This window comes from Buttiauxella selenatireducens, from assembly GCF_031432975.1.
In the GTDB taxonomy this organism is placed as follows: domain Bacteria; phylum Pseudomonadota; class Gammaproteobacteria; order Enterobacterales; family Enterobacteriaceae; genus Buttiauxella; species Buttiauxella selenatireducens.
Genome location: NZ_CP133838.1, coordinates 1,877,371 through 1,901,203, shown reverse-complemented (window position 1 = coordinate 1,901,203; position 23,833 = coordinate 1,877,371). Strand labels below are relative to the sequence as shown.

Here is a 23,833-nt window from a genome sequence, read left to right as displayed (position 1 = left end):
CCGACACAAATCTGGCTGGCTCTGAGGACATGATATTGACGAATATAAACGGAATATCTTCATGAAGATTCCCCGGAACGGGAGTTCGATATAGGTAACGGTAGAACCATGCAGGGAAAACTGGCAACTTTGATAAAACAGGATAAAGGTATCCGGAGAAATTTATGGCATATCTGATAAGCAGGCATAGAGGTAATCTTCTTGAATTGGTCGAAAAATCAATAGATCACATCTCTCTATGCCTCTGTCTTTTTTACCCGCTTGCTGCTGAGGATTCCTTAGCGAGGAAGCGGGGGTTTAGAGCGTAACCAGGCGATTATTAGCCCTGCAGCAGAGACAGAACTTGCTGTGGAACCTGGTTAGATTTTGCCAACACAGAGTTACCCGCTTGCTGAATGATCTGCGCTTTAGACATGTTAGACACTTCGGTCGCATAGTCTGCATCCTGAATACGGGATTGCGCTTCAGACAGGTTAGTAGTGGTGTTGTTCAGGTTAGTAACCGCAGAATCCAGACGGTTCTGCACTGCACCCAGAGAAGAACGGAATTTGTCTACGGTAGCAATGGCGGCATCCAATTTTGCCAATGGACTTGAAGCAGCCCCCGTGGTCAAACTGCTCAAGCTCAAGTTAGTTGTATCGATCTTGAATGCAGCAGTACCTGCAGCGGTCTTAGTATCTGCAGATTGAGGATCCAGTGCGATGAAGTAATCAGCTGGTTTACCACTCGCGCTATCAATACCATTAGCTTTCAGGTTATTAACTTCAGTTGCATTGGATGGTGTGATTGTAACTTTCGCAAACAGATTGCCATTATCATCTGCGTATACACCTCCTGTAGCCAAAGTAACACTACCGCTAGCAACACCAAGACGAGTTGCCAAGTCATTAGGTGTAGTTTCAGCGACAGTAGCCCCTGAAACATTGGTGGTAGAACCGTAATAAGAAGTAAAGTCAGCAGCTTTTGCCACTGTCGATGTTGTTCCAAAGGCTCCACCAGAACTTACCGGGCCATTTACGTTAAAGCTGTCCAGGCCCAGAGTCTTAGAGTCGATTTTTTTCAAATCGATATCAATAGTTTGACCATCGTTTGCACCAACCTGGATAGACATTTTTCCGTCTTTTGCCAGCACGTTCACGCCGTTAAACTGAGTCTGGCCGGATACACGGTCAATTTCAGACAGGCGGGATTTGATTTCGTCCTGGATAGAAGACAGGTCAGAAGCGGAGTTAGTACCGGTTGATGCCTGAACAGTCAGTTCACGCACACGCTGTAAGTTGTTGTTGATTTCTGACAGTGCGCCTTCAGTGGTCTGTGCAACAGAGATACCGTCGTTGGCGTTACGCGCAGCCTGAGTCAGGCCTTTAATGTTAGAGGTGAAACGGTTAGCAATCGCCTGACCCGCTGCATCGTCCTTGGCGCTGTTAATACGTAAGCCAGAAGACAGACGCTCAATAGAAGTCGACAGAGCAGACTGGTTCTTGTTGATGTTGTTCTGAGTGATGAGCGAAAGGCTGTTGGTATTAATGACTTGTGCCATGATTTATTTTCCTGTGTTTCAAGTCTACGGTTTATGGGTTGGGCTTCCACCCGTCGGCTTCGTTGCCGTTAAACCTGTTATCGTCTGGTCATTCACAACCTTTAGAATTTTTTCACATTCACAGAAATATTTTTTAGCGCCGGAAATACTCTTTTCCCCTGTCGCTATTCTCGCCATTAAAAAAAAGAAATTAATCGTAAACTTTGTGGTTTCCAGGCCGATACTCCCGGTATTCATTTTATGCGTCGATACATTAAGGAAATAATATGGCTAGTATTTCTACGCTGGGAATTGGGTCCGGTCTGGATCTGAGCAGCATTTTGGACAGCCTGCAGGCTGCGCAAAAAGCCACGTTAACGCCAATCTCAAAACAACAAAGCTCCTACACTGCAAAACTTAGCGGATACGGCACGTTGAAAAGTGCGCTGGTGACCTTCCAGACCGCCAATACTGCGCTGAATAAAGCGGATCTCTTTACCGCCACATCGACCAGCAGCAGTAGCACGGCGTTCAGCGCAACCACAACCGGTAATGCGGTAGCCGGGAAATATACGATTAACGTCACTCAGCTTGCGCAATCACAAACGCTGACCACCAAAAATACCCAGCCCGACAGCAAAACAGCCATTGCCACTGGCGACAGCGTGTTGACCATTCAACAAGGTGGCGATAAGAAACCAATAACCATTGATATCAGCGCGGCCAACTCCTCATTGAGCGGGATTCGCGACTCCATCAATAACGCCAAGGCCGGCGTCAGCGCCAGTATTATCAACGTCGGCAATGGCGAATATCGCCTGTCTATTACTTCTGACAGTACCGGCAGCGACAACGCAATGAGCCTGAGTGTCAGCGGTGATAGCGCCCTGCAAAGTTTTATGGGCTACAACGGCACCAATACTGATGCAGCCAACGGCATGGTAGAGAGCGTGACCGCGCAAAATGCTGAGCTAACGGTTAACAATATTAAAATCACCAACAGCAGCAACACTATCAGCGACGCGCTGGAAGACATCACCCTTAACCTGAATGATGTCACCACCGGCAACCAAACGCTGACCATTACCAAAGATACGTCGAAAGCTGAAAGCGCAGTCAAAGCCTGGGTCGATGCCTATAACGCATTGCAAGACACCTTCAGTAGCCTGACTAAATATACCAAAGTGGATGCAGGGGCTGACACTCAAGATACCAGCAACGGTGCACTGCTGGGTGACAGCACCCTGCGTACCATCCAGACGCAACTGAAAGGGTTACTCAACAATCCGCAGAGCAGCTCATCATTTAAGACACTGGCACAAATTGGCGTGACCTCTGATCCGAACACCGGAAAGCTGGAACTCGATAACGACAAACTGAAAACGGCGCTGAAAAAAGATGCGGCTGGAGTGAAAGAGATGATTGTTGGCGATGGTAAAGCCAGCGGCATCACCACCATCATCGGCAACAACGTGACCAGTTGGCTCTCCAACACCGGGATCATCAAGGCGGCAACGGATGGCGTGAGCAAAACGCTGAACAATCTGACCGTGCAGTACAACAAGGCCAGTGAGCGTATTGATTCGGAGATGGCGCGCTACAAGGCGCAATTTACCCAACTGGACGTCATGATGAGTTCACTGAACTCCACCAGCAGCTATCTGACCCAGCAATTTGATACCAGCAGTTCCAAAAAATAATTAATTCAGGAGCAGATATGTACGGGGCAAAAGGTACTCAGGCCTATGCAAGAATTGAAGTGGAAAGCGCAGTAATGAGCGCCAGCCAGCAACAGTTGGTGACCATGCTGTTTGATGGTGCGCTCAATGCGTTAGTCCGTGCGCGTCTATTTTTGCAAGATGGCAATCTGGAAGGGAAAGGCCTTTCGCTGTCCAAAGCCATTAATATCATCGATAACGGACTGAAAATCGGAATTGATGAAACCAGCAGCGATGAGCTGACGCAGAATCTGCTCGCTCTTTATACTTATATGGTGCGACGTATCTTCCAGGCCAACTTGCACAATGATGTCAGCGCGATCGAAGAGGTCGAGAACTTGCTGCGAAATATTGCCGACGCCTGGAAAGAAGTTGCTCTGACCCCTAACCGGATTCAGGACGCAGTCTAATGAACCATGCACCGCAACTATACACTCGCTATCAGCAATTATTAGAGCAAAGTAAAGTGATGCTGAACAACGCCCGCAAAGGAATGTGGGAAGACTTAATCGCCAGTGAAATGGATTACGTTAATGCGGTGCACGAGCTGACTCAATTCATGAACGACATCAAGCTTTCAATGCAGATGCAAGAGCAACTCCGTCCCATTTTGCGCAACATTCTGGACAACGAAAGCGAAATCAAGCGTTTGCTGCAGATACGTATGGATGAACTGGCAATACTGGTGGGTCAATCATCCATACAACAATCGGTTTTAACCGCCTACGGAAAACAAGGAGGCCAGATCCTTGCGCCACAAGACAACCAGGAAACCACGCCCTAATTCACTCCCCCAGGTGCGGTAAAGACGGCGCTTTATTCGCACCAGGCATTTCCAGACATATCATCCATAATTGAGATCCCTGATTATGGAGCCAACAAATGCGCAATCCTACTCTATTGCAATTTTTCCATTGGTATTACCCCGGTGGGGGCAAGTTATGGGCAGAAGTTGCTGAACGTGCAGCAACGCTCAATGATATTGGCGTCAATATGGTGTGGTTGCCGCCTGCGTATAAAGGCAGCTCCGGTGGCTACTCGGTAGGCTATGACAGCTACGATCTTTTTGACCTTGGCGAATTTGACCAAAAAGGATCGGTGGCGACCAAATACGGCGATAAAACCCAATTACTGGCGGCGATAAAAGCCCTACAAGAAAATGACATCGCCGTGCTGCTCGATGTGGTGGTTAACCACAAAATGGGGGCTGACGAAAAAGAGCGCATTCGCGTGAATCGCGTTAACGAAGAAAATCGTAATGAGATAGACGACGAAGTGCTCGAATGTGAAGCCTGGACACGCTACACCTTCCCGGCCCGCGCCGGTAAATATTCGCAGTTTATCTGGGATTACAAATGCTTTAGCGGTGTCGACCACATCGAAAATCCGACCGAAGATGGCATTTTTAAAATCATCAACGACTACACTGGCGACGGTTGGAACGATCAGGTTAATGATGAGCTCGGTAATTTCGACTATTTAATGGGCGAAAATATCGATTTTCGCAATCATGCGGTGACCGAAGAGCTGAAATACTGGGCGCGCTGGGTGATGGCCGAAACCGGCTGTAGTGGTTTCCGGCTAGATGCGGTCAAACACATTCCGGCGTGGTTCTACAAAGAGTGGATTGAGCACGTTCAGGAAGTGGCTGAACAACCGCTGTTTATCGTCGCAGAATACTGGTCGCACGAAGTGGATACACTTCAGGAATATATTGCCCAGGTTGATGGCAAAACAATGCTGTTCGACGCACCACTGCAAATGAAATTCCACCAGGCCTCCAAGCAAGGTCGTGAATACGACATGAGCCAGATTTTCACCGGCACGCTGGTCGAAGCTGACCCGTTCCATGCCGTGACGCTCGTTGCCAATCACGATACGCAACCGTTGCAATCCCTCGAAGCCCCCGTTGAACCGTGGTTCAAACCTCTGGCGTATGCACTGATTTTGCTGCGCGAGAACGGTGTGCCGAGCGTGTTTTACCCGGATTTATTCGGTGCCAGTTACGACGATGAAGGTGGCGATGGCGAGATTTATCACATCGACATGCCCGTCATTGAACAGTTGGATGACTTGATTCATGCTCGCGAGCGCTTCGCTCACGGCGTGCAAACCCTGTATTTCGATCATCCTAATTGCATCGCGTTTAGCCGCAGCGGTACGGATGAAAATCCCGGTTGTGTGGTGGTGCTATCCAACGGTGATGACGGCGAAAAAACCATTACCCTTGGCGATAATTACGGCGGTAAGAACTGGCGGGATTTTCTTGGAAATCGCGATGAAATTGTCACGACGGATGCCAATGGTAACGCAACCTTTGCCTGTAATGGTGGGAGTGTGAGTGTGTGGGTGATTGAGGAAGTGTTATAGGTAAAAACAAGGGGCGTATTTTTCCAGGTGACCAATCGCAGACTGTTGCGCATCAAATTGATTAGCAAAAGTCTGCAATTGTTTATTGCCCAGAAATTGAATTCTATTTGACACAAAAAAGAATATGGCAAAAACAGCCAATTACATAATTTTGTGTCCTGGCAAACATCGTTATGAACGTTTTATATCACCAGATAAAGGATCTGCAAATGCAGCTAAAAACTCGTTCAAGTCCCCCATCATCATTGATATCCTCTCATCGATGATTTCATCTTCCCAGTTCCACCATTCCATATTTAGTAGTGATTCAATTTGCTCTCGGCTATGTTTGAAGCGTAATACCTTTGCTGGTACTCCACCAACTATGGCATAAGGTGGAACATCTTTATTGACTACGCTATGAGCTGCAATTACTGCGCCGTTGCCAATGGTTACACCAGACATAATGGTTGCACCATGCCCTATCCAGACATCATTCTTAATCACAACATCACCATTGGAATAGTGATCCGCAATATTCAGCCCCCTTGCGCCAGGCCAGAACTCTTGTAATGATACAAACGGGTATGTCGTCGCTGTATGGATGTTATGATTTCCGAGAATAATAGTGACCGCTCCAGCGATCGAACAAAACTTCCCAATTTTCAGTCTTGCGCCCCCTGGTTCAAGTACCAATGGTACGCCATAAGTGTGATCTCCAATTTCCCATTGAAATTGCTGAATTGGTAGAGCAAGATGTTTTTTTGTTAACAAACTAAATCGCGGCCTTTCAGACCAATTAAATTCAATTTGTTCAAGTTTATGACGGATTTTTGTATTGGGTATTAGGCAAAAATCGCCCTTCATAATAATTTTATTACCAATAATTTTGCATTCATCAAAAATAGTACTGGCTACGCCCTCGTTATTAAGAAAAGCAATATGCCCGTTAATAACAGCCCATGAGGATTCATTGGGATGTGAGTATCCATATATAGTGCCATCAGAGTTGAGCCTGATCGGTTCAGATGCATACGTTCCATCCTCTCTTGAGAATCTGAAAAAACATTCAGTGATTTTACTGTTTTCAATCATTATTTAGCAATTCCTGTCTATTATTTAAAATAACTCCATTTTTATCACAATGTTAAACATGTCAATTGCTTAATAAGAGCCACATATCCAGAAGAAATTAATGTATTGATACAACCCAACCAAGCTATCGGTTCGCTTGATCCGGTAAATGCGAAGGCAGTTATCACCTCAGGCTAATTAATGCTGCCAGCTTTAGCTTTTCGAGATTTTTATCATAGCACCCTGGCGTTATTAGTTTCGGGTGACTCGTAGATGAATGAAAATTCCCATACTGTAGACGTACCCAGATAAGGCGTTTTATTTTTCAGGAGATACTGGAGTGCCACCCATTTGCTGTCTCAGGGTTTGAGGCACTCCATACGATCAAGGCAAATGTTACTCTTTTTGCTTTCGATGCAGGCAATCATTCCTTCCACATTCATTGTCAGGACCGTCATTCTTTGTCCTGACAACTATGTCACAGCATCAATGCTACATATCGCTCTTTGTCTCAAGGCGGATACCAGTGAACAGGAATGCCGACTGCATGGTGATTTCTATAGTTTCTAGCAGGTAGCGCGTAGATGACGATAGGCGTGTGCTCCAGGTATAGAGCGATTACCCGAGTGAGCTGTAAGGTGGATTATCAACATCCACCATTTCAAAGCCCCCCTGTTACGGTAACTTAGTTTCCAGAGGATTCTTCTTCAAGAAATCGGCGCATTCTTGCGTTGGCTGCTCAACACGTTTCAGCGTCATCCCCGCATATTCCAGCGTATCCCCGATGCGCTCAACGCTATAAACATCGCGCTTGTTGGTGACGTTGTACCAGTCGTCTGAGCGCAAAGTCAGTTTACCTGGCAGAGCAATCACGCGCTGCCATTGGCGACAATCCAGCGTATCCCCTGCAGGTGTGACCACCAGCGTCGCTATGGCTTCAGGGCTTACCATTTCACTTTGCGGCCCTTGCGATTGCCAGTACCCAGCGAGTCCCGCAGGTGCCGGGGTTTTCACCACTTCACGATAATCTTCAACCTGCACACAGCCGCTCAATGCCAGCAACACTGTCAATAATGCAATCTTCTTCATCATTTATCCTGACTGCGGAGAAAAAATAATTTTCGCATTAAAGCACTTAGCTCGCCAGTGTTTCTCTGCGCAGAGGAAGATAGCGGCGCATTTGCGCAGCACATGAGAGATTCACAAGATGAATTGTTTGATGGTAATCATCAAAACCAGGGGATGTGTGCGAAACGCTAAAGCAAAGATGTTTAAATACAGCCCTCTAAAAATGCTGTAAACCTTCTGAGTTCAGAGGCGAAAAAATGTACTGGCAACAATTCAAATTAAATTACCTTGTTAAATTCTGGGCCCCCATGCCTGCGGTTATCGCAGCCGGCATCCTTTCAACTTACTATTTCGGCCTGACAGGAACGTTCTGGGCAGTCACCGGCGAATTTACTCGCTGGGGTGGGCAACTCCTGCAATTAATGGGCGTCCACACAGAAGAATGGGGATATTTCAAACTCATTCATCTGGATGGCAACCCCCTGACCCGCATTGACGGCATGATGATCATCGGTATGTTCGGTGGGTGTTTTGCGGCCGCCCTGTGGGCGAATAACGTAAAACTGCGTTTGCCCCAACATCGCATACGTATTATTCAGGCGGTTCTGGGCGGAATCATTGCAGGCTTTGGCGCGCGTCTGGCTATGGGTTGTAATCTGGCCGCGTTCTTTACGGGGATCCCTCAGTTTTCTTTGCATGCCTGGTTCTTCGCATTAGCGACCGCCATGGGATCGTGGTTCGGTGCAAAATTCACCCTTCTCCCGATGTTCCGCATTCCCATCAAGCTGCAAAAAGTTTCTGCCGCCTCACCACTCACCCAGAAACCCGAGCAGGCAAAACGCCGCTTCCGCATCGGTATGCTGATATTCGTGGGCATGGTGGGCTGGGGAGCGTTGACCGCGATGAATCAACCGAAACTCGGCATCGCCATGCTGTTTGGCATTGGGTTTGGCTTATTGATTGAGCGAGCACAAATCTGTTTCACCTCGGCGTTCCGGGATATGTGGATAACCGGGCGCACCCATATGGCGAAAGCGATCATTCTGGGTATGGCGGTCAGTGCTATTGGTATATTCAGCTATGTTCAGTTGGGCGTTGCCCCAAAAATTATGTGGGCTGGCCCTAACGCCGTCATCGGCGGTCTGCTGTTTGGTTTTGGGATTGTGCTGGCTGGCGGCTGTGAAACCGGCTGGATGTATCGCGCCGTCGAAGGGCAGGTTCATTACTGGTGGGTTGGGCTAGGCAACGTTATCGGGTCCACTCTTCTGGCGTACTACTGGGACGATATTTCCCCTGCTCTTGCCACCCACTGGGACAAAGTCAATTTGCTCAACACCTTTGGTCCATTGGGCGGATTGCTGGTCACCTATTTGCTGTTGTTGGCCGCATTTTTGCTCATTGTCGGATGGGAAAAGCACTTCTTCCGCCGTAAAAATTTGCACATCAGCCAGCCTGTTAAGGAAAACATATGAGCCACAATTATGTACCGGACTTCCGATTAGATATGGTCGGTGAACCCTGCCCTTACCCGGCAGTTGCTACGCTTGAAGCCATGCCACAATTAGCGAAGGGGCAAATTCTCGAAGTGGTGAGTGACTGCCCGCAGTCAATAAACAACATTCCATTAGATGCCCAAAACCACGGGTACACCGTGCTGGATATTCAGCAAGACGGCCCCACAATTCGCTATTTAATTCAACGCTAAACCCTCAGCGCGAGAGATAAAACACTCGCGCTCAGCTATTTTATTTGTATATCGCCCGGTTTACCGGGCTTTCTGCTAATTACACGCTATTTCCACACCCGACAGTCCAGCTGAATGTGGTCTGCTTATCAACCTGAGAAAAGTTTCCTCAACTCAATGGCGAGTTACAAATTATGAATTAAGATTATTCTCATAAATCCAAAAGGGAACATCGCCATGCGTGATTTCTTGTCCACATTAAAATATGACTTAAAAATCAATACCGCCAAATCCAAGCTCATTATTTTAATTTTCAGGATGGCAACGATTCACGCCAAAACAAAGGCGCTTTATCCGCTCTCTCTGACTTTTGTGATACTCAACCGGCTTATTAATGAAGGGCTATTTGGCGTTGAGCTTAACTATCATTTAAAAATTGGAAAAGGCTTTAAGATCTGGCATGGCAACTCGATGATTATCAACAGAAATTGTGTAATCGGTGAGAATTTCACTGTCAGGCAGTTTTGTACCCTGGGCAGTAATAAGAATGGCGTCGATATCAAATTTAAAGTGGGAAATAACGTCAATATGGGCGCCCATTCATGCATCATTGGCGACGATATAGAGATAGGTGACAACGTGACAATTGGTGTTGGAACGCTGGTTTTAAAAAGCGTCCCATCAAATAGCACCGTTATTTCAAGCAATAAAATGGTTATTCTTGAAAAACAAGAAACCGTAACTATTTGAATTAAATATAATGATGTTCTTGTATTAATAATACCCAAAATAATTCGAGTTGCAGGAAGGCGGCAAGTTTGTGAATCCCCAGGAGCTTACATTAGTAAGTGACTGGGGTGAGCAAATGCAGCCAACGCACCTGCAGCTTGAAGTATGAAGGGTATTTAGACTTGCATGTTCATCACGTCCTGATACGCCGCCACCATCTTATTCCGCACCTGGATACCCATCTGTAACGAAACCGACGATTTTTGCAGATCGACCATCACATCATTGAGCGCAACCCCAGGTGTACCGAGGGCAAATTTTTCAGCCTGCGTACGGGCAGAGGATTGTGTTTCGCTGATACGGCCAAGCGCTGCCTGTAATTCACCCGCAAAACTCACTTTTGGTTCGTAATTCTGAACCGGATTCCCCGCTGACAGCGCGGTTGCGTGCAACTGCTGAAGTACGCCTTCAATACCCTGAATTGCCATTTCCTCTGCCCTGGTGATTTTTAACGCGGCAAGATTAGCACCTTGTCAATAGGATAAAGGCGCTAAATAGCATCAATAAATAGAGCTAATTCAGCCATCGAAAATTTTGAGAAAGAAAATAATGACGGTGCCATCTTTGTGGAACTTTTGTTGTGGGAGCTCGTTTTGTTCACTCTGTCTATTAAATATGTTGTCTACGTTCAGCTGCGAGGTGCTCAATGACCGCAGCGAGCCAGGCACAAACGCCTCAAAACAAAACCCAGGAGTGGCTGTCCCGTATTCGCGCAAATCCTAAAATCCCGCTGATGGTCGCTGGTGCTGCGGCTATCGCGATTATTTTCGCCCTGGTGCTGTGGGCCAAAACGCCTGATTACAAAGTGCTTTATAGCAATCTGGCGGAGCAGGACGGCGGTGCCATCGTGACTCAGCTCACCCAGATGAATGTGCCGTATCGTTTCTCAGATAATGGCAGTGCCATTTTGGTCCCGGCAGAAAAAGTCTACGACCTGCGTTTGCGCATGGCGCAACAAGGGTTGCCGAAAGGCGGCGCGGTCGGTTTTGAATTACTGGATCAAGAAAAGTTTGGTATCAGCCAGTTTAGTGAACAGGTGAACTACCAGCGAGCACTGGAAGGTGAACTCGCCCGAACCATCGAAACGCTTGGCCCGGTAAAAACCGCACGTGTGCATCTGGCGATGCCAAAACCTTCGTTGTTTGTCCGCGAACAAAAATCCCCTTCTGCTTCTGTCACGCTCAGCCTTGAGCCGGGGCGTGCGTTAGATGAAGGACAAGTCAGTGCCGTCGTGCATATGGTGTCGAGTGCAGTTGCCGGACTGCCACCCGGTAATGTGACGTTGGTCGATCAGGGTGGACACCTGCTGACTCAATCTAATACCGCAGGCCGTGACCTTAACGATGCACAGCTTAAATATGCGATGGATGTCGAAAACCGCTACCAGCGCCGCATCGAAGCCATTCTTGGCCCTATTGTAGGCAGCAGTAATGTTCACGCGCAGGTCACCGCGCAAATCGACTTCTCTAATAAAGAACAAACTCAAGAGCAATATCGCCCGAACAGCGATCCCTCGCAGGCCGCCGTGCGTTCTCGCCAGCTCAACCAAAGCGAGCAAGTGAATGGCCGCAACCCAGGCGGTGTGCCGGGTGCGCTGTCAAACCAACCCGCTCCGCCAAATAACGCGCCAATTTCAACGCCTCCGCAAGCCACTCCTGCTAATGGCCAGCCACAGCAATCACAGGCAACGTCAACATCAGCCCAGACTGGCTCGAGTAACACCCAGCGCGACGAGACCACCAACTACGAGGTTGACCGCACCATTCTTCATACCAAGTTGAACGTCGGTGATGTTCAGCGTCTGTCGGTCGCGGTGGTCGTTAACTATCGCCAACTGTCCGATGGCAAGCCGTTGCCGTTAACCGCCGAGCAGATGAAGCAAATTGAGAATCTGACGCGTGAAGCGATGGGTTACTCCGATAAACGCGGCGATACGCTCAATGTTGTTAACTCACCGTTTAGCGCCACCGAAGAATCCAGTGCGGAGTTGCCATTCTGGAAACAACAAGCCTTCTTCGAAATGTTGATGTCTGCGGGACGTTGGTTGCTGGTGTTGATTGTGGCCTGGCTGCTGTGGCGCAAAGTGGTTCGTCCACAACTGCAACGCAAAGAAGTGGCGCAACAAGCTCAGGTTGAAGCGCAACGCCTGCGAGTGGAAGAGGAAGAAGCGGTTTCTGTACGCCTGACAAAAGACGAGCAACAGCAGCAACGCAAAGTGAACCAACGTCTCAGTGCTGAAGTGATGAGTCAACGTATTCGCGAGATGTCTGATAACGATCCGCGCGTGGTCGCGCTGGTTATACGCCAATGGATGAGTAACGAACTATGAGTATGAGCGGAACAGAGAAGAGCGCCATTCTGTTGATGACCATTGGTGAAGATCGTGCGGCGGAGGTGTTCAAACACCTCAGCCCACGCGAAGTGCAGCATCTCAGCGCCGCGATGGCCAGTGTTCGCCAGATATCAAATAAACAACTGACCGACGTGTTGGCCGAGTTCGAACAAGAAGCCGAGCAGTACGCGGCGCTGTCGGTCAACGCCAACGACTATCTGCGTTCCGTATTGGTGAAAGCGCTGGGCGAAGAACGCGCCTCCAGCCTGCTGGAAGATATTCTGGAAACCCGCGAAACCACCTCGGGCATGGAAACGCTCAACTTCATGGAACCGCAGAGTGCTGCGGACCTTATTCGCGACGAGCATCCGCAAATTATCGCCACCATCCTGGTACACCTCAAACGTGGCCAGGCGGCAGATATTCTGGCGTTGTTCGACGAACGTTTACGCCATGACGTGATGTTGCGTATTGCTACGTTCGGCGGCGTCCAGCCAGCCGCACTGGCTGAGCTGACCGAAGTGCTCAACAACCTGCTCGATGGCCAAAACCTCAAGCGCAGCAAAATGGGCGGCGTGAGGACGGCAGCAGAAATTATCAACCTGATGAAAACGCAGCAGGAAGAAGCCGTTATCTCCGCCGTGCGCGACTTCGATGGCGAGCTGGCACAAAAAATTATCGACGAGATGTTCCTGTTCGAAAACCTGGTGGAAGTCGACGACCGCAGCATCCAACGCCTGTTGCAGGAAGTGGAATCCGAATCGTTGCTTATCGCTCTCAAAGGGGCCGAGCAGCCGCTGCGCGAGAAATTCCTGCGCAACATGTCGCAACGTGCCGCCGATATTCTGCGCGACGATCTCTCCAACCGCGGCCCGGTGCGCTTGTCGCAGGTGGAAAACGAACAGAAAGCGATTTTGCTGATTGTTCGTCGCCTGGCGGAAACCGGCGAGATGGTGATTGGCACCAGCGAGGATACTTATGTCTAACGGGCTTTCGTGGAAAATCTGGACGCCAGACGATCTGGCGCCTCCCTCGCAGTCATTCGAACCGTTGTTCTCGTCCGATGCTGACGCAGCCGAGGACGAAAGTCCGCCGCAGGAGAGTGAGCCAGATTTGCAACAGCAACTGGCCCAAATGCAGATGCAGGCGCACGAACAAGGCCACCAGTTGGGTTATGCCGCTGGACACACCGCTGGCGCGGAGGAAGGTCGCAAAGCCGGATTTCAGCAGGGTCTTGAACAGGGTCTGGCGGAAGCTAAACAGCAGCAAGCCCCGGTTCACGCGCGGATGCAGCAGTTGGTCAGCGAATTTCAGTACACGCTCGACGCTCTTGATAGCGTCATCGCTTCGCGTCTGATGCAAATGGCTCTGGAAGCGGCACGCCAGGTTATCGGCGAGTCAAAAGGCATTGATAACAGCGCGTTGATTAAACAGATTCAGACGCTTCTCCAGCAGGAACCGCTGTTCAGTGGCAAACCGCAACTGCGCGTGCATCCTGATGATTTACAACGCGTTGAAGAGATGCTTGGCGCAACGCTCAGTCTGCATGGCTGGCGATTACGCGGTGACCCGAGTCTGCACCAGGGCGGCTGTAAAGTTTCCGCTGACGAAGGTGATCTGGACGCAAGCGTAGCAACACGCTGGCAGGAACTCTGCCGCCTTGCCGCACCAGGAGTGTTGTGATGACCGCCCGTTTAACGCGCTGGCTCAACACGCTCGACAGTTTCGAAGCGCGGATGACACAGTTGCCCTCCGTTCGCCGTTACGGTCGACTGACACGTGCCACCGGTCTGGTGCTGGAAGCCACCGGTCTGCAATTGCCCCTGGGTGCGACGTGCATTATCGAACAGCACTCCAGAGACATCGAGTGTGAAGTCGTTGGTTTTAACGGCAAAAAACTGTTCCTGATGCCGCTTGAAGAGGTCGAAGGTATTTTGCCTGGCGCACGCGTTTACGCCCGTGCCACCAGCGACGGTGGCCTGCACAGCGGGAAGCAATTGCCCCTCGGCCCGGCACTGTTGGGACGTGTGCTTGACGGCAGCGGCCGCCCGCTCGACAGCCTTCCCGCCCCCGAAACCACCACAATGGGTGCGCTGGGTGCAGCTCCTTTCAACCCATTGCAACGTACCCCCATCGAGCACGTACTCGATGTCGGCGTGCGCCCGATTAACGCGCTGTTGACGGTCGGACGTGGGCAACGTATGGGGCTGTTCGCCGGTTCCGGCGTCGGCAAGAGCGTGCTGTTAGGCATGATGGCGCGCTATACCCAGGCTGATGTGATAGTCGTGGGTTTAATCGGTGAGCGTGGACGCGAAGTCAAAGACTTTATCGAGAATATCCTTGGCCCTGAAGGCCGCGCCCGCTCGGTAGTGATTGCCGCCCCTGCGGATGTCTCACCGTTATTGCGTATGCAGGGTGCGGCCTATGCGACGCGGATCGCCGAAGATTTCCGTGACCGTGGTCAGCATGTATTGCTGATTATGGACTCCCTCACCCGCTACGCGATGGCGCAGCGTGAAATCGCACTCGCCATCGGCGAACCTCCGGCAACCAAAGGTTACCCACCGTCGGTCTTTGCCAAACTCCCGGCACTGGTTGAACGTGCGGGTAACGGTATTCATGGCGGCGGGTCAATCACCGCATTTTATACCGTGTTGACCGAAGGTGATGACCAACAAGACCCGATTGCCGACTCGGCGCGCGCCATTCTTGATGGCCATATCGTCTTGTCGCGCCGTCTTGCGGAAGCGGGCCACTATCCAGCTATCGACATTGAAGCATCCATTAGCCGCGCCATGACGTCATTAATTACCGATAAGCACTACGCGCAAGTTCGTCATTTCAAGCAACTGTTATCCAGCTTCCAGCGTAACCGCGATTTAGTCAGTGTTGGGGCCTATGCCAAAGGCAGCGATCCGCAGCTCGACAAAGCGATTGTGTTGTGGCCCCAACTGGAAGCCTTTTTACAACAAGGGATTTTTGAACGCAGCGGCTGGGAAGAAGCTTGTCAGTCACTGGAGATTATTTTCCCAGCGGTTTGATATCTGCAAGCTTCGCTGATTTTCCGTTCACCCGTGCGACTGAATATCTCTGTAACTGTTGTAAACGGTGAACGTGCCAGGAGGATTACGCCATCCTCCTGGCGACCTCGGCGCCCGGCCAATAAATCGCCGCTAAAGCGGTAAACCCCAGTTTTCCCCCAACATTCAGGGTCGTTCGCGATTCGTTCCAGACGATCGCTCTCTCACGTGGTTCCCGACCACGTGACCCTGACTGAAGGGGAAAAACTGGGGCGATTTAAGCCGGGAACAATGGCGGCGCGACATATTCAGGCTGACAATCTGGCTCTTGTTTTGCTGAAAAATCTAACGCGATGCTGTGTAAAAGCAGTAATGCGGAATAGAAGCGAGGGGCTCTGGTCCGGCTTAAATCGCCTCCATTTTTCCTCATTTTTAGGGTCTCGCCGTCGGGAACGGCGAGAGGTTGTGATCGTCGGGAACGAATCGCAACCGACCCTAAAAATGAGGGAAAATAGAGGTTTACCGCTTGCGGCGATTTACTGCCGGGAGTCGGGATGCCGAAGGGTGTGACGGAGAACACCCTTCGGACGTTCACCGGTTCGGTGGATGCATATAACGGAAGACTTCGGGTGAACGGAAAACCTGCGAGCTTACAGATCTCATCCTGGCAGATTACCTGAGAGAGAGCTGGTTACGAGACCGTCCCACCCCAGTCTCATCACCACAAATAGCCCCATTAAACAGACCTATTTCACCCATCAAAAACCTGACCTCCCTTCACAATAGAGGAGCTCGCGTTTACGCGTCAGGAGACATCATGAACCAAAGCACCGCACTGGATACTCTGCGCGATCTCGCAGAGAAAGAGGTCGACGACGCTGCAGTACGCTTAGGGGAAATGCGCCGTGGCTGCCTGCAGGCAGAAGAACAACTCAACATGCTGATTAACTATCAGTTTGAATACAGCACCAGCCTGAATGACAGCATGAGTCAGGGCATTGCCAGTAACCGTTGGCAGAACTATCAGCAGTTTATTCAGACTCTTGAGAAAGCCATTGACCAACATCGCCAACAATTAATGCAGTGGAACAGTAAGGTCAGCCAGGCACTCAATTTCTGGCAAGAGAAGCAAAAAAGATTGCAAGCCTGGCAAACGTTACAAGACCGCAAAGCGGCACAGGTGTTATTGGCTGAAAACAAACTCGATCAAAAAATGATGGATGAATATGCCCAGCGGGCAACACTGAGGAAAGCAGAATGATGACACAGCCCCTGATGATTACGTCTACAGATGGTGTAAGCAGCTCGACTTCAGGTAGCAAAACCGCTGCGGATAAAGGTTTCAGTGAAGATTTTCTGAGCCTGCTCGGTAAAGCGTTACCCGGCCAGGTGACGTTGGCAGATGGCAAAACGGTGTCGCTTGAAGCCGCATTGAATAAAGCTGCCGGTAAAGGCACCAACACAGGCGATGAAAAAGCGTCCCTCGCCTCGCTGTTAGACAATCTTGACACACCGGAAGCGCTATCTGCCCTGCTCTCCGACATGAAGAAAGCCAGCAGCGACGATAAAGCCTCACAAATTGAAGCGCAAAACGATCAAACCCATCCGCAGAGTCTTGCGGATATGCAGGCATTGAGCGCGCTTTTTGCCATGTTGCCGCAGCAAACGCCAACCGCCAGCACTCTGAATCTCCAGACAAAAACAGAGGGCGATAGCGCAAATACGCTAAATGCTTTGCTCTCGGGCAGCGGCATCAAAAACACGCTTTCTCCTGATGCACATGACACGTCCAGCGTGTTGGACAAAACCGCAGGGCTGGATAAGTCTCTTGCGGCGAAAAACGCACCGTCTACCAGCAACGAACCCCTGGCGGAGACTAAAACTTTCGCCTCTTTAAACAATGCAGATAATGGCAGCCGTGATGGTGCGGCAAACAATACGACTCCCGCATCGACGGTGACAACGCCTGTATTCAGTACGGCGACCGTAGCGACACCGGCCTCGACACAAATTGCTGTGCCTGTCGCCCCCCAGATTAGCGCGCAGTTGGGAAGCCAGGAGTGGCAGCAGGCGGTGAGCCAGCACATCACCATATTCACACGCCAGGGCCAGCAAACTGCTGAATTACGTCTGCATCCTGAAGATCTCGGCCAAATTCAAATCAGCATGAAACTCGATGATAACCAGGCGCAATTGCAGATGGTTTCAGCCCATAGTCATGTGCGTGCTGCGCTTGAAGCCACATTGCCTAACCTGCGGATTGCACTTGCTGAAAGCGGTATTGAGCTGGGGCAAAGCAGTATCAGCAGCGAGAGTTTTGCGCAGCAGCAGCAACAATCTGGCCAACAGCAACAACAAACGCAGCGTTCATCAGGCAGCTTCCCGTCGTTGGGAGAGTCTGAATCACTGGCCGTTCCCGCCAGTATTCAACGTTTAGCCTCGGGCAATAACGCGGTGGATATCTTTGCCTGAGTTGCGTTCCCTAAGCTAAACGTCAGAGGTAGCAACAAATATCCCGTTTTTTCGGCCCTTTGACTGGCGCAAGACACGTGATAATCAACCGATATGCAGTACCGAAACAGGAAAGATTCATTTTATGACTGACACCGCTTTGCCAAAAAGCCGCAAGAGCTCCATCTGGATGATGTTACTGGTCCTGATTACTCTTGCTGCGTGTGCTACCGCAGGTTACAGCTACTGGCGTATGAAGCAGCAACCCGCTTCCGCTCAGACTAAGGCGCCTGAGCCACCGCCAGCACCCGTGTTTTATGCACTGGATACATTCACCGTTAACCTCGGTGATGCTGACCGCGTTTTGTACATTGGTGTCACATTACGCCTGAAGGATGAAGGCACGCGCCAACGTCTGAGCGAATTTTTGCCGGAAGTGCGCAGCCGCTTACTGCTGCTGTTTTCTCGTCAGGACGCCGCAGCTCTGGCGACCGATGAAGGCAAACAAAAGCTGGTTGAAGCCATAAAGAATACGCTGGCACCGCCGCTTGTCGCCGGGCAACCACAACAGGCAGTCAGCGACGTGCTGTATACCGCCTTTATTTTGCGGTAATCCCATGGGCGATAGCATTCTTTCACAGGCCGAAATTGATGCACTGTTAAATGGCGACAGTGACAGTAGCGATGAACCGACTGCGGGTGCATCGACGGAAACGGACATCCGTCCGTATGATCCCAATACCCAGCGTCGCGTGGTGCGTGAACGTCTACAGGCACTGGAGATCATTAACGAGCGTTTTGCCCGTCAGTTCCGTATGGGGCTGTTTAACCTGTTACGTCGTAGCCCGGACATTACCGTCGGGGCGATTCGCATTCAGCCTTATCACGAATTTGCCCGCAACCTGCCGGTACCCACCAACCTCAACCTGATGCACCTAAAACCGCTGCGCGGTACAGGTTTGTTCGTGTTTTCACCCAGCCTGGTTTTCATCGCCGTTGATAACCTGTTTGGTGGCGATGGGCGTTTTCCTACCAAAGTGGAAGGCCGGGAGTTTACCCATACCGAACAACGTGTGATTAACCGCATGCTGAAGCTGGCACTGGAATCGTACAGCGACGCGTGGAAAGCTATTTATCCGCTTGATGTGGAATATGTGCGTTCCGAAATGCAGGTGAAATTTACCAATATCACGACGTCGCCAAACGACATCGTGGTGAATACCCCGTTCCATGTAGAGATAGGCAACCTGACCGGCGAATTTAATATCTGTCTGCCGTTCAGCATGATTGAGCCATTGCGCGAGCTATTGGTGAATCCGCCGCTGGAAAACTCCCGCCAGGAAGACCAAAGCTGGCGCGATACGTTGGTGCGTCAGGTACAGCATTCCGAGCTGGAGCTGATTGCCAACTTCGCTGACATTCCGCTGCGTTTGTCGCAAATCTTAAAATTGAAACCTGGTGACGTGCTGCCGATTGATAAACCGGACAGAATTCTGGCACACGTTGACGGTGTTCCGGTGCTGACCAGTCAGTACGGTACGCTTAACGGTCAGTACGCATTGCGCGTCGAACATTTGATCAACCCGATACTGAATTCGCTGAACGAGGAACAGCCCAAATGAGTGATATTAATCAACCGTCCGACGACAATGCCGGCTCCGTGGACGATCTGTGGGCTGATGCGTTAAACGAACAAAAAGTCTCCACCAGCAAAAGTACCGCAGATAGCGTGTTCCGTGCGCTGGAAGGCAATGACATTGCCGGAGCGATGCAGGACATCGACCTGATTATGGACATTCCGGTCAAGCTGACCGTGGAGCTGGGCCGTACGCGTATGACCATAAAAGAACTGCTGCGTTTATCGCAAGGTTCGGTCGTGGCACTCGATGGCCTTGCAGGCGAGCCGCTGGATATCCTGATCAACGGATATTTGATTGCGCAAGGTGAAGTGGTGGTGGTGGCCGACAAATACGGCGTGCGTATTACCGACATCATTACGCCATCTGAACGTATGCGTCGCCTGAGTCGTTAACTCAATGAGCTGTTAATTCAATGAAAAACCAGGCAACTGTTCAGCAGCAACCCGCCACCAGCACTGGCTCTCCTTTGGTACAAGTCAGTGGTGCGTTAACGGCGATTATCATTTTTATCTTGCTGGCTGCCTGGGTGGCAAAACGTTTTGGTTTCACTCCCAAAACGGGTTCCAGCAAAGAGATGAAAGTCAGCGCCAGTTGCAGCGTTGGCCCGCGCGAACGGGTGGTGATTGTGGATGTAGCGGATGCGCGTCTGGTGCTCGGCGTCACCTCCGGGCAAATCACCCATTTGCATACCCTGCCAGCCGCACCCGTGGTTGAAGCTGTGTCTCCTGCGGCCCCTGCTGATTTCCGTGAATTGATGAAACACAGTCTGATGAAAAACCTGCTTAAACGTAACGGGAAAGATTGATGAAACGTTGGCTCCCCTTATCGTTGCTCGGCCTGCTGTTTGTGATGCCAGCCGCTGTTGCTCAACTGCCGGGTCTTATTAGCCAGCCGATGTCCAACGGCGGACAAAGCTGGACGCTGCCGGTTCAGACGCTGGTCTTTATTACCTCGCTGACTTTTTTACCGGCCATCCTGCTGATGATGACCAGCTTTACGCGCATCATTATTGTTTTTGGTCTGCTGCGCAGTGCGTTAGGCACCCCGTCAGCACCGCCAAACCAGGTGCTGCTTGGGCTGGCGCTGTTTTTGACCTTTTTCATTATGGCTCCGGTATTCGATAAAATTTATACCGACGCATATCAGCCGTTTAGCGAGAACAAAATCCAGATGGATGAAGCGCTGGAAAAAGGTTCTCAGCCCCTGCGCGAGTTCATGCTGCGCCAAACCCGTGAAGCCGATCTGGCGCTGTTTGCCCGCCTGGCGAATACGCCACCGCTTGAAGGTCCGGAAGTGGTGCCAATGCGCATATTGCTTCCGGCTTATGTCACCAGTGAGCTGAAAACGGCCTTCCAGATTGGCTTTACGGTATTCATTCCGTTTTTGATTATCGACCTGGTGATCGCCAGCGTGCTGATGGCGCTGGGGATGATGATGGTGCCACCGGCAACCATTGCCCTGCCCTTTAAATTAATGCTGTTTGTGTTGGTGGATGGCTGGCAACTGCTGGTCGGCTCGCTGGCTCAGAGTTTCTACAGTTAGAGGGGAAAAAGATGACTCCTGAGTCGGTCATGATGATGGGTACCGAAGCGATGAAAGTGGCTTTGGCGCTCGCTGCACCGTTGTTGATGGTGGCATTGGTCACAGGTCTTATCATCAGCATGCTACAAGCCGCCACGCAGATTAACGAAATGACCCTTTCGTTTATCCCTAAAATTCTGGCCGTGTTTGTCACGATTATCGTGGCTGGACCATGGATGCTCAATCTGCTGCTGGATTACATGCGCACGCTGCTCACAAACATCCCGATGAACATTGGATGATTCATGTTGATAGCGGGCAATGGCTCACATTACTGAGCATGGGATTCTGGCCATTTCTGCGCATTATGGCCCTGATCTCTACCGCCCCGATTCTGAGCGAACGATCAATTTCCAAGAAGGTGAAAATTGGCCTTGGGATAATGATCACCTGGATAATTGCCCCAACGATACCCGCAGCGAATGTGACCATTTTCTCGGCTGCTGGCTTCTGGCTTGGTGCACAGCAAATTTTGATTGGCATTGCGCTGGGCTTCACCATGCAGTTTGCCTTTGCCGCCATTCGTACTGCCGGGGAAATCATCGGTCTACAGATGGGCTTGTCTTTTGCCACCTTCTTTGACCCTGGCAGCCGCCTGAATATGCCGGTACTGGCCCGTTTTATGGACATGCTGGCAATGTTGCTATTTCTGGTGTTTAACGGCCATTTATGGCTGATTTCGATGCTGGTCGACACTTTTCACACCCTGCCGATCGGCGGAAATCCGATTAACAGTAATGCCTTTATGGCGCTGACGCGCGCAGGCGGTTTAATCTTCATTAACGGCTTAATGTTGGCGCTCCCACTGATTACATTACTGCTGACATTGAACATCGCCCTGGGTTTACTTAACCGTATGTCCCCTCAACTTTCTGTGTTCGTCATTGGTTTTCCACTCACCCTTGCCGTTGGTATGTTAGTCATGACGGCCTTAATTCCATTGATGGCTCCATTCACTGAACATTTATTTAGCGAAGTATTTAATTTGCTCGCAGATATTGTGAGTGAAATACCCGCAAATTAATTCCACATTCTTTGTAGAGTTTTACTGAGGATATTCCTAAAAGATTTCTTAAATAACATCCACCAGGATATATCCGGCGCGGCTTATATGCTTTTAGCTATCTCACAAAATGTAATATTCACTTTACTTTGAGAACTTTCTTAGCAAATTATACATGGCTTTACTGGATAGTTATTGCGCCTATTTCCTAAATAATTCGAGTTACAGGCAGGCGGCAACGCCCCTGTAGCTCGAAGTATGAAGGATATAAAATACTTAATTACGGGTGGGGGGTTATGTCAACAATCATTATGGATTTATGCAGTTATACCCGGCTAGGATTAACAGGATATTTGACCAGTCGTGGCATACGAAAACGACAGATGACCAACGTGGAGACTATCGAGGAACTGACGCAAGCCTGCGAGTCTCAGACGCCCAACGTGGTGTTTATTAATGAAGACTGTTTCATCCATGATGCTCAAAGCAGCGAGAAAATTAAGCAGATCATTAATCAGCATCCCAATACTTTATTCCTGGTCTTTATGGCGATAGCGAACGTTCATTTTGATGAATATCTTTTGGTTCGGAGTAATCTGTTAATCAGTTCCAAATCAATAAAGCCAGAGTCCTTAGATGAAATTCTTTCTGAATATTTGGCAAAAAATGCGCATTGCATCGGTCATATTAATTTACCCACGTTATCATTAAGTCGAACTGAGTCGAATATGCTCAAAATGTGGATGTCCGGACAAGGCACAATTCAAATATCAGACCAGATGAATATAAAAGCTAAAACGGTGTCATCGCATAAGGGAAATATAAAGAGGAAGATAAAAACACATAATAAGCAAGTGATATACCACGTGGTCCGACTGACGGATAATGTGACCAATGGTATTTTTGTTAATTTGCGCTAGCCTGTGATTTCTGGCCCACCAGCGGTTTGATGGAGGCGGATAGCGCAGGCTAATCCGCCCAATGGAGGCTACTCTGAATGCTCCACAAAAATACCGTCCGGGTGCCCTAACTCGTTAAAGAACCAGATACCTAACGGATACTCCTCAAGCGACACCAGATACATTGTCCCTTCGCTAAACTGTTCTACCGCTAACACCACGCCTGGCCGACGTGGGCCACCATCGGTTTTTACTGTGACGCGATCGTTGATATTCATAACAAAATCCCTCCAGTTGCTTTGTGCCAGTTTAGATCAAAAACGACTCATTCGCATCGGGTGATGCCCAACCTTAAGGGTTTATTTAAGCGTCTATACTTAATCTCGGGTACACCCCTGGAGGACGACGGCATGAAGAGCGCGAAAGACCTCAATGACACGGCACGTATCGATGTCGATGCGTTGCTGGCAGCCATCAATGAGATAAGCGAAAGTGAAGTTACGCGTGCGAGCGATAGCGATGATCCCCATCGGGTGAGTATCGATGGTCGCACATGGCATACCTATTCCGAACTCGCGGAAGCCTTTGAGCTGGATATACACGACTTTAGCGTTAATGAAGTGAACCGCTAGATACCTGACAGGTATAAAAGAATCCCGGCGAGAAAGCCGGGACTAAACTTGCGTTAGCAAGAAGCACTTGAAAA

The 23,833-nt window shown here is 49.9% G+C and carries 27 protein-coding genes; 22 read left to right on the top strand and 5 right to left on the bottom strand.

Annotated elements, in window-relative coordinates; translation table 11 throughout:
* Positions 1 to 319: 319 nt before the first annotated feature.
* On the bottom strand, positions 320 to 1,540 hold the full coding sequence (locus tag RHD99_RS08815; RefSeq protein ID WP_309878461.1) for a FliC/FljB family flagellin: 1,221 nt from the start codon (positions 1,538 to 1,540) through the stop codon (positions 320 to 322).
* Positions 1,541 to 1,806: 266 nt separating this feature from the next.
* On the opposite strand from RHD99_RS08815, the gene fliD reads away from it, so the two are divergent.
* From fliD to amyA, 4 genes are all read left to right on the top strand, one after another.
* Positions 1,807 to 3,219 carry a flagellar filament capping protein FliD gene (gene fliD, locus RHD99_RS08810; RefSeq protein ID WP_309878460.1) on the top strand — a complete coding sequence of 471 codons (1,413 nt, stop codon included), beginning with the start codon at positions 1,807 to 1,809 and terminating at the stop codon, positions 3,217 to 3,219.
* A gap of 17 nt (positions 3,220 to 3,236) precedes the next feature.
* Positions 3,237 to 3,647: a flagellar export chaperone FliS gene (gene fliS / locus RHD99_RS08805; RefSeq protein WP_309878459.1), complete on the top strand. Its 411-nt coding sequence runs from the start codon at positions 3,237 to 3,239 to the stop codon at positions 3,645 to 3,647.
* Positions 3,647 to 4,021 carry a flagella biosynthesis regulatory protein FliT gene (gene fliT, locus RHD99_RS08800; protein WP_309878458.1) on the top strand — a complete coding sequence of 125 codons (375 nt, stop codon included), beginning with the start codon at positions 3,647 to 3,649 and terminating at the stop codon, positions 4,019 to 4,021. The genes fliS and fliT overlap by 1 nt, the downstream gene beginning before the upstream one ends.
* A 98-nt stretch (positions 4,022 to 4,119) precedes the next feature.
* Positions 4,120 to 5,607 (top strand): alpha-amylase, encoded by a 1,488-nt coding sequence (amyA, locus tag RHD99_RS08795; RefSeq protein WP_309878457.1) that lies wholly within the window; start codon positions 4,120 to 4,122, stop codon positions 5,605 to 5,607.
* A gap of 171 nt (positions 5,608 to 5,778) precedes the next feature.
* Here amyA and RHD99_RS08790 read toward each other — a convergent pair whose 3' ends face one another.
* Entirely contained in the window at positions 5,779 to 6,681 is a 903-nt protein-coding gene (locus tag RHD99_RS08790) for a CatB-related O-acetyltransferase (RefSeq protein WP_309878456.1), read from the bottom strand.
* Positions 6,682 to 7,335: 654 nt separating this feature from the next.
* Positions 7,336 to 7,749 carry a lipoprotein YedD gene (gene yedD, locus RHD99_RS08785; protein ID WP_309879118.1) on the bottom strand — a complete coding sequence of 138 codons (414 nt, stop codon included), beginning with the start codon at positions 7,747 to 7,749 and terminating at the stop codon, positions 7,336 to 7,338.
* A 236-nt stretch (positions 7,750 to 7,985) separates the two neighbouring features.
* On the opposite strand from yedD, the gene yedE reads away from it, so the two are divergent.
* The 3 genes from yedE to RHD99_RS08770 all read left to right on the top strand — a co-directional run bounded on the left by yedE (position 7,986) and on the right by RHD99_RS08770 (position 10,162).
* Positions 7,986 to 9,200 (top strand): selenium metabolism membrane protein YedE/FdhT, encoded by a 1,215-nt coding sequence (gene yedE / locus RHD99_RS08780; protein WP_309878455.1) that lies wholly within the window; start codon positions 7,986 to 7,988, stop codon positions 9,198 to 9,200.
* Entirely contained in the window at positions 9,197 to 9,433 is a 237-nt protein-coding gene (gene yedF, locus RHD99_RS08775; protein ID WP_183269743.1) for a sulfurtransferase-like selenium metabolism protein YedF, read from the top strand. Before yedE ends, yedF begins: the two co-directional genes overlap by 4 nt.
* A gap of 216 nt (positions 9,434 to 9,649) precedes the next feature.
* Positions 9,650 to 10,162 (top strand): serine acetyltransferase, encoded by a 513-nt coding sequence (locus RHD99_RS08770; protein WP_309878454.1) that lies wholly within the window; start codon positions 9,650 to 9,652, stop codon positions 10,160 to 10,162.
* A 155-nt stretch (positions 10,163 to 10,317) separates the two neighbouring features.
* On the opposite strand, the gene fliE is transcribed toward RHD99_RS08770, so the two are convergent.
* On the bottom strand, positions 10,318 to 10,629 hold the full coding sequence (gene fliE, locus RHD99_RS08765) for a flagellar hook-basal body complex protein FliE (protein WP_183269745.1): 312 nt from the start codon (positions 10,627 to 10,629) through the stop codon (positions 10,318 to 10,320).
* A 218-nt stretch (positions 10,630 to 10,847) separates the two neighbouring features.
* Here fliE and fliF point away from each other — a divergent pair, with 218 nt between their 5' ends.
* From fliF to rcsA, 14 genes are all read left to right on the top strand, one after another.
* Entirely contained in the window at positions 10,848 to 12,530 is a 1,683-nt protein-coding gene (gene fliF, locus RHD99_RS08760; protein ID WP_309878453.1) for a flagellar basal-body MS-ring/collar protein FliF, read from the top strand.
* On the top strand, positions 12,527 to 13,519 hold the full coding sequence (fliG, locus tag RHD99_RS08755) for a flagellar motor switch protein FliG (RefSeq protein ID WP_183269747.1): 993 nt from the start codon (positions 12,527 to 12,529) through the stop codon (positions 13,517 to 13,519). The genes fliF and fliG overlap by 4 nt, the downstream gene beginning before the upstream one ends.
* Positions 13,512 to 14,216 (top strand): flagellar assembly protein FliH, encoded by a 705-nt coding sequence (gene fliH, locus RHD99_RS08750; protein ID WP_309878452.1) that lies wholly within the window; start codon positions 13,512 to 13,514, stop codon positions 14,214 to 14,216. The genes fliG and fliH overlap by 8 nt, the downstream gene beginning before the upstream one ends.
* Positions 14,216 to 15,574: a flagellar protein export ATPase FliI gene (fliI, locus tag RHD99_RS08745; RefSeq protein ID WP_309878451.1), complete on the top strand. Its 1,359-nt coding sequence runs from the start codon at positions 14,216 to 14,218 to the stop codon at positions 15,572 to 15,574. The genes fliH and fliI overlap by 1 nt, the downstream gene beginning before the upstream one ends.
* Positions 15,575 to 16,370: 796 nt before the next feature.
* Positions 16,371 to 16,814: a flagellar export protein FliJ gene (fliJ, locus tag RHD99_RS08740; protein WP_270144615.1), complete on the top strand. Its 444-nt coding sequence runs from the start codon at positions 16,371 to 16,373 to the stop codon at positions 16,812 to 16,814.
* Positions 16,811 to 18,025 (top strand): flagellar hook-length control protein FliK, encoded by a 1,215-nt coding sequence (locus RHD99_RS08735; protein WP_309878450.1) that lies wholly within the window; start codon positions 16,811 to 16,813, stop codon positions 18,023 to 18,025. Before fliJ ends, RHD99_RS08735 begins: the two co-directional genes overlap by 4 nt.
* Before the next feature lie 124 nt (positions 18,026 to 18,149).
* On the top strand, positions 18,150 to 18,617 hold the full coding sequence (fliL, locus tag RHD99_RS08730; RefSeq protein ID WP_309878449.1) for a flagellar basal body-associated protein FliL: 468 nt from the start codon (positions 18,150 to 18,152) through the stop codon (positions 18,615 to 18,617).
* 4 nt (positions 18,618 to 18,621) lie between these two features.
* Positions 18,622 to 19,626 (top strand): flagellar motor switch protein FliM, encoded by a 1,005-nt coding sequence (gene fliM / locus RHD99_RS08725; RefSeq protein WP_183269753.1) that lies wholly within the window; start codon positions 18,622 to 18,624, stop codon positions 19,624 to 19,626.
* Positions 19,623 to 20,036: a flagellar motor switch protein FliN gene (fliN, locus tag RHD99_RS08720; RefSeq protein WP_183269754.1), complete on the top strand. Its 414-nt coding sequence runs from the start codon at positions 19,623 to 19,625 to the stop codon at positions 20,034 to 20,036. Before fliM ends, fliN begins: the two co-directional genes overlap by 4 nt.
* Before the next feature lie 20 nt (positions 20,037 to 20,056).
* Positions 20,057 to 20,449: a flagellar biosynthetic protein FliO gene (gene fliO / locus RHD99_RS08715; RefSeq protein WP_309878448.1), complete on the top strand. Its 393-nt coding sequence runs from the start codon at positions 20,057 to 20,059 to the stop codon at positions 20,447 to 20,449.
* Positions 20,449 to 21,186, top strand: a complete 738-nt coding sequence (gene fliP, locus RHD99_RS08710) for a flagellar type III secretion system pore protein FliP (RefSeq protein ID WP_309878447.1) — start codon at positions 20,449 to 20,451, stop codon at positions 21,184 to 21,186. Before fliO ends, fliP begins: the two co-directional genes overlap by 1 nt.
* Before the next feature lie 11 nt (positions 21,187 to 21,197).
* A complete protein-coding gene (gene fliQ / locus RHD99_RS08705; RefSeq protein WP_064545507.1) occupies positions 21,198 to 21,467 on the top strand; it encodes a flagellar biosynthesis protein FliQ in 270 nt (89 codons plus the stop codon).
* Positions 21,464 to 22,249, top strand: coding sequence for a flagellar biosynthetic protein FliR (fliR, locus tag RHD99_RS08700; protein ID WP_270144599.1), 786 nt, complete (start codon positions 21,464 to 21,466; stop codon positions 22,247 to 22,249). The genes fliQ and fliR overlap by 4 nt, the downstream gene beginning before the upstream one ends.
* Positions 22,250 to 22,524: 275 nt before the next feature.
* Positions 22,525 to 23,148, top strand: a complete 624-nt coding sequence (rcsA, locus tag RHD99_RS08695; RefSeq protein ID WP_183269758.1) for a transcriptional regulator RcsA — start codon at positions 22,525 to 22,527, stop codon at positions 23,146 to 23,148.
* 68 nt (positions 23,149 to 23,216) lie between these two features.
* On the opposite strand, the gene dsrB is transcribed toward rcsA, so the two are convergent.
* Positions 23,217 to 23,405 (bottom strand): protein DsrB, encoded by a 189-nt coding sequence (gene dsrB, locus RHD99_RS08690; RefSeq protein WP_183269759.1) that lies wholly within the window; start codon positions 23,403 to 23,405, stop codon positions 23,217 to 23,219.
* A 132-nt stretch (positions 23,406 to 23,537) separates the two neighbouring features.
* Between dsrB and yodD the strand changes: the two genes are divergently transcribed.
* Entirely contained in the window at positions 23,538 to 23,759 is a 222-nt protein-coding gene (gene yodD, locus RHD99_RS08685; RefSeq protein ID WP_183269760.1) for a YodD family peroxide/acid resistance protein, read from the top strand.
* Positions 23,760 to 23,833 lie beyond the last annotated feature (74 nt).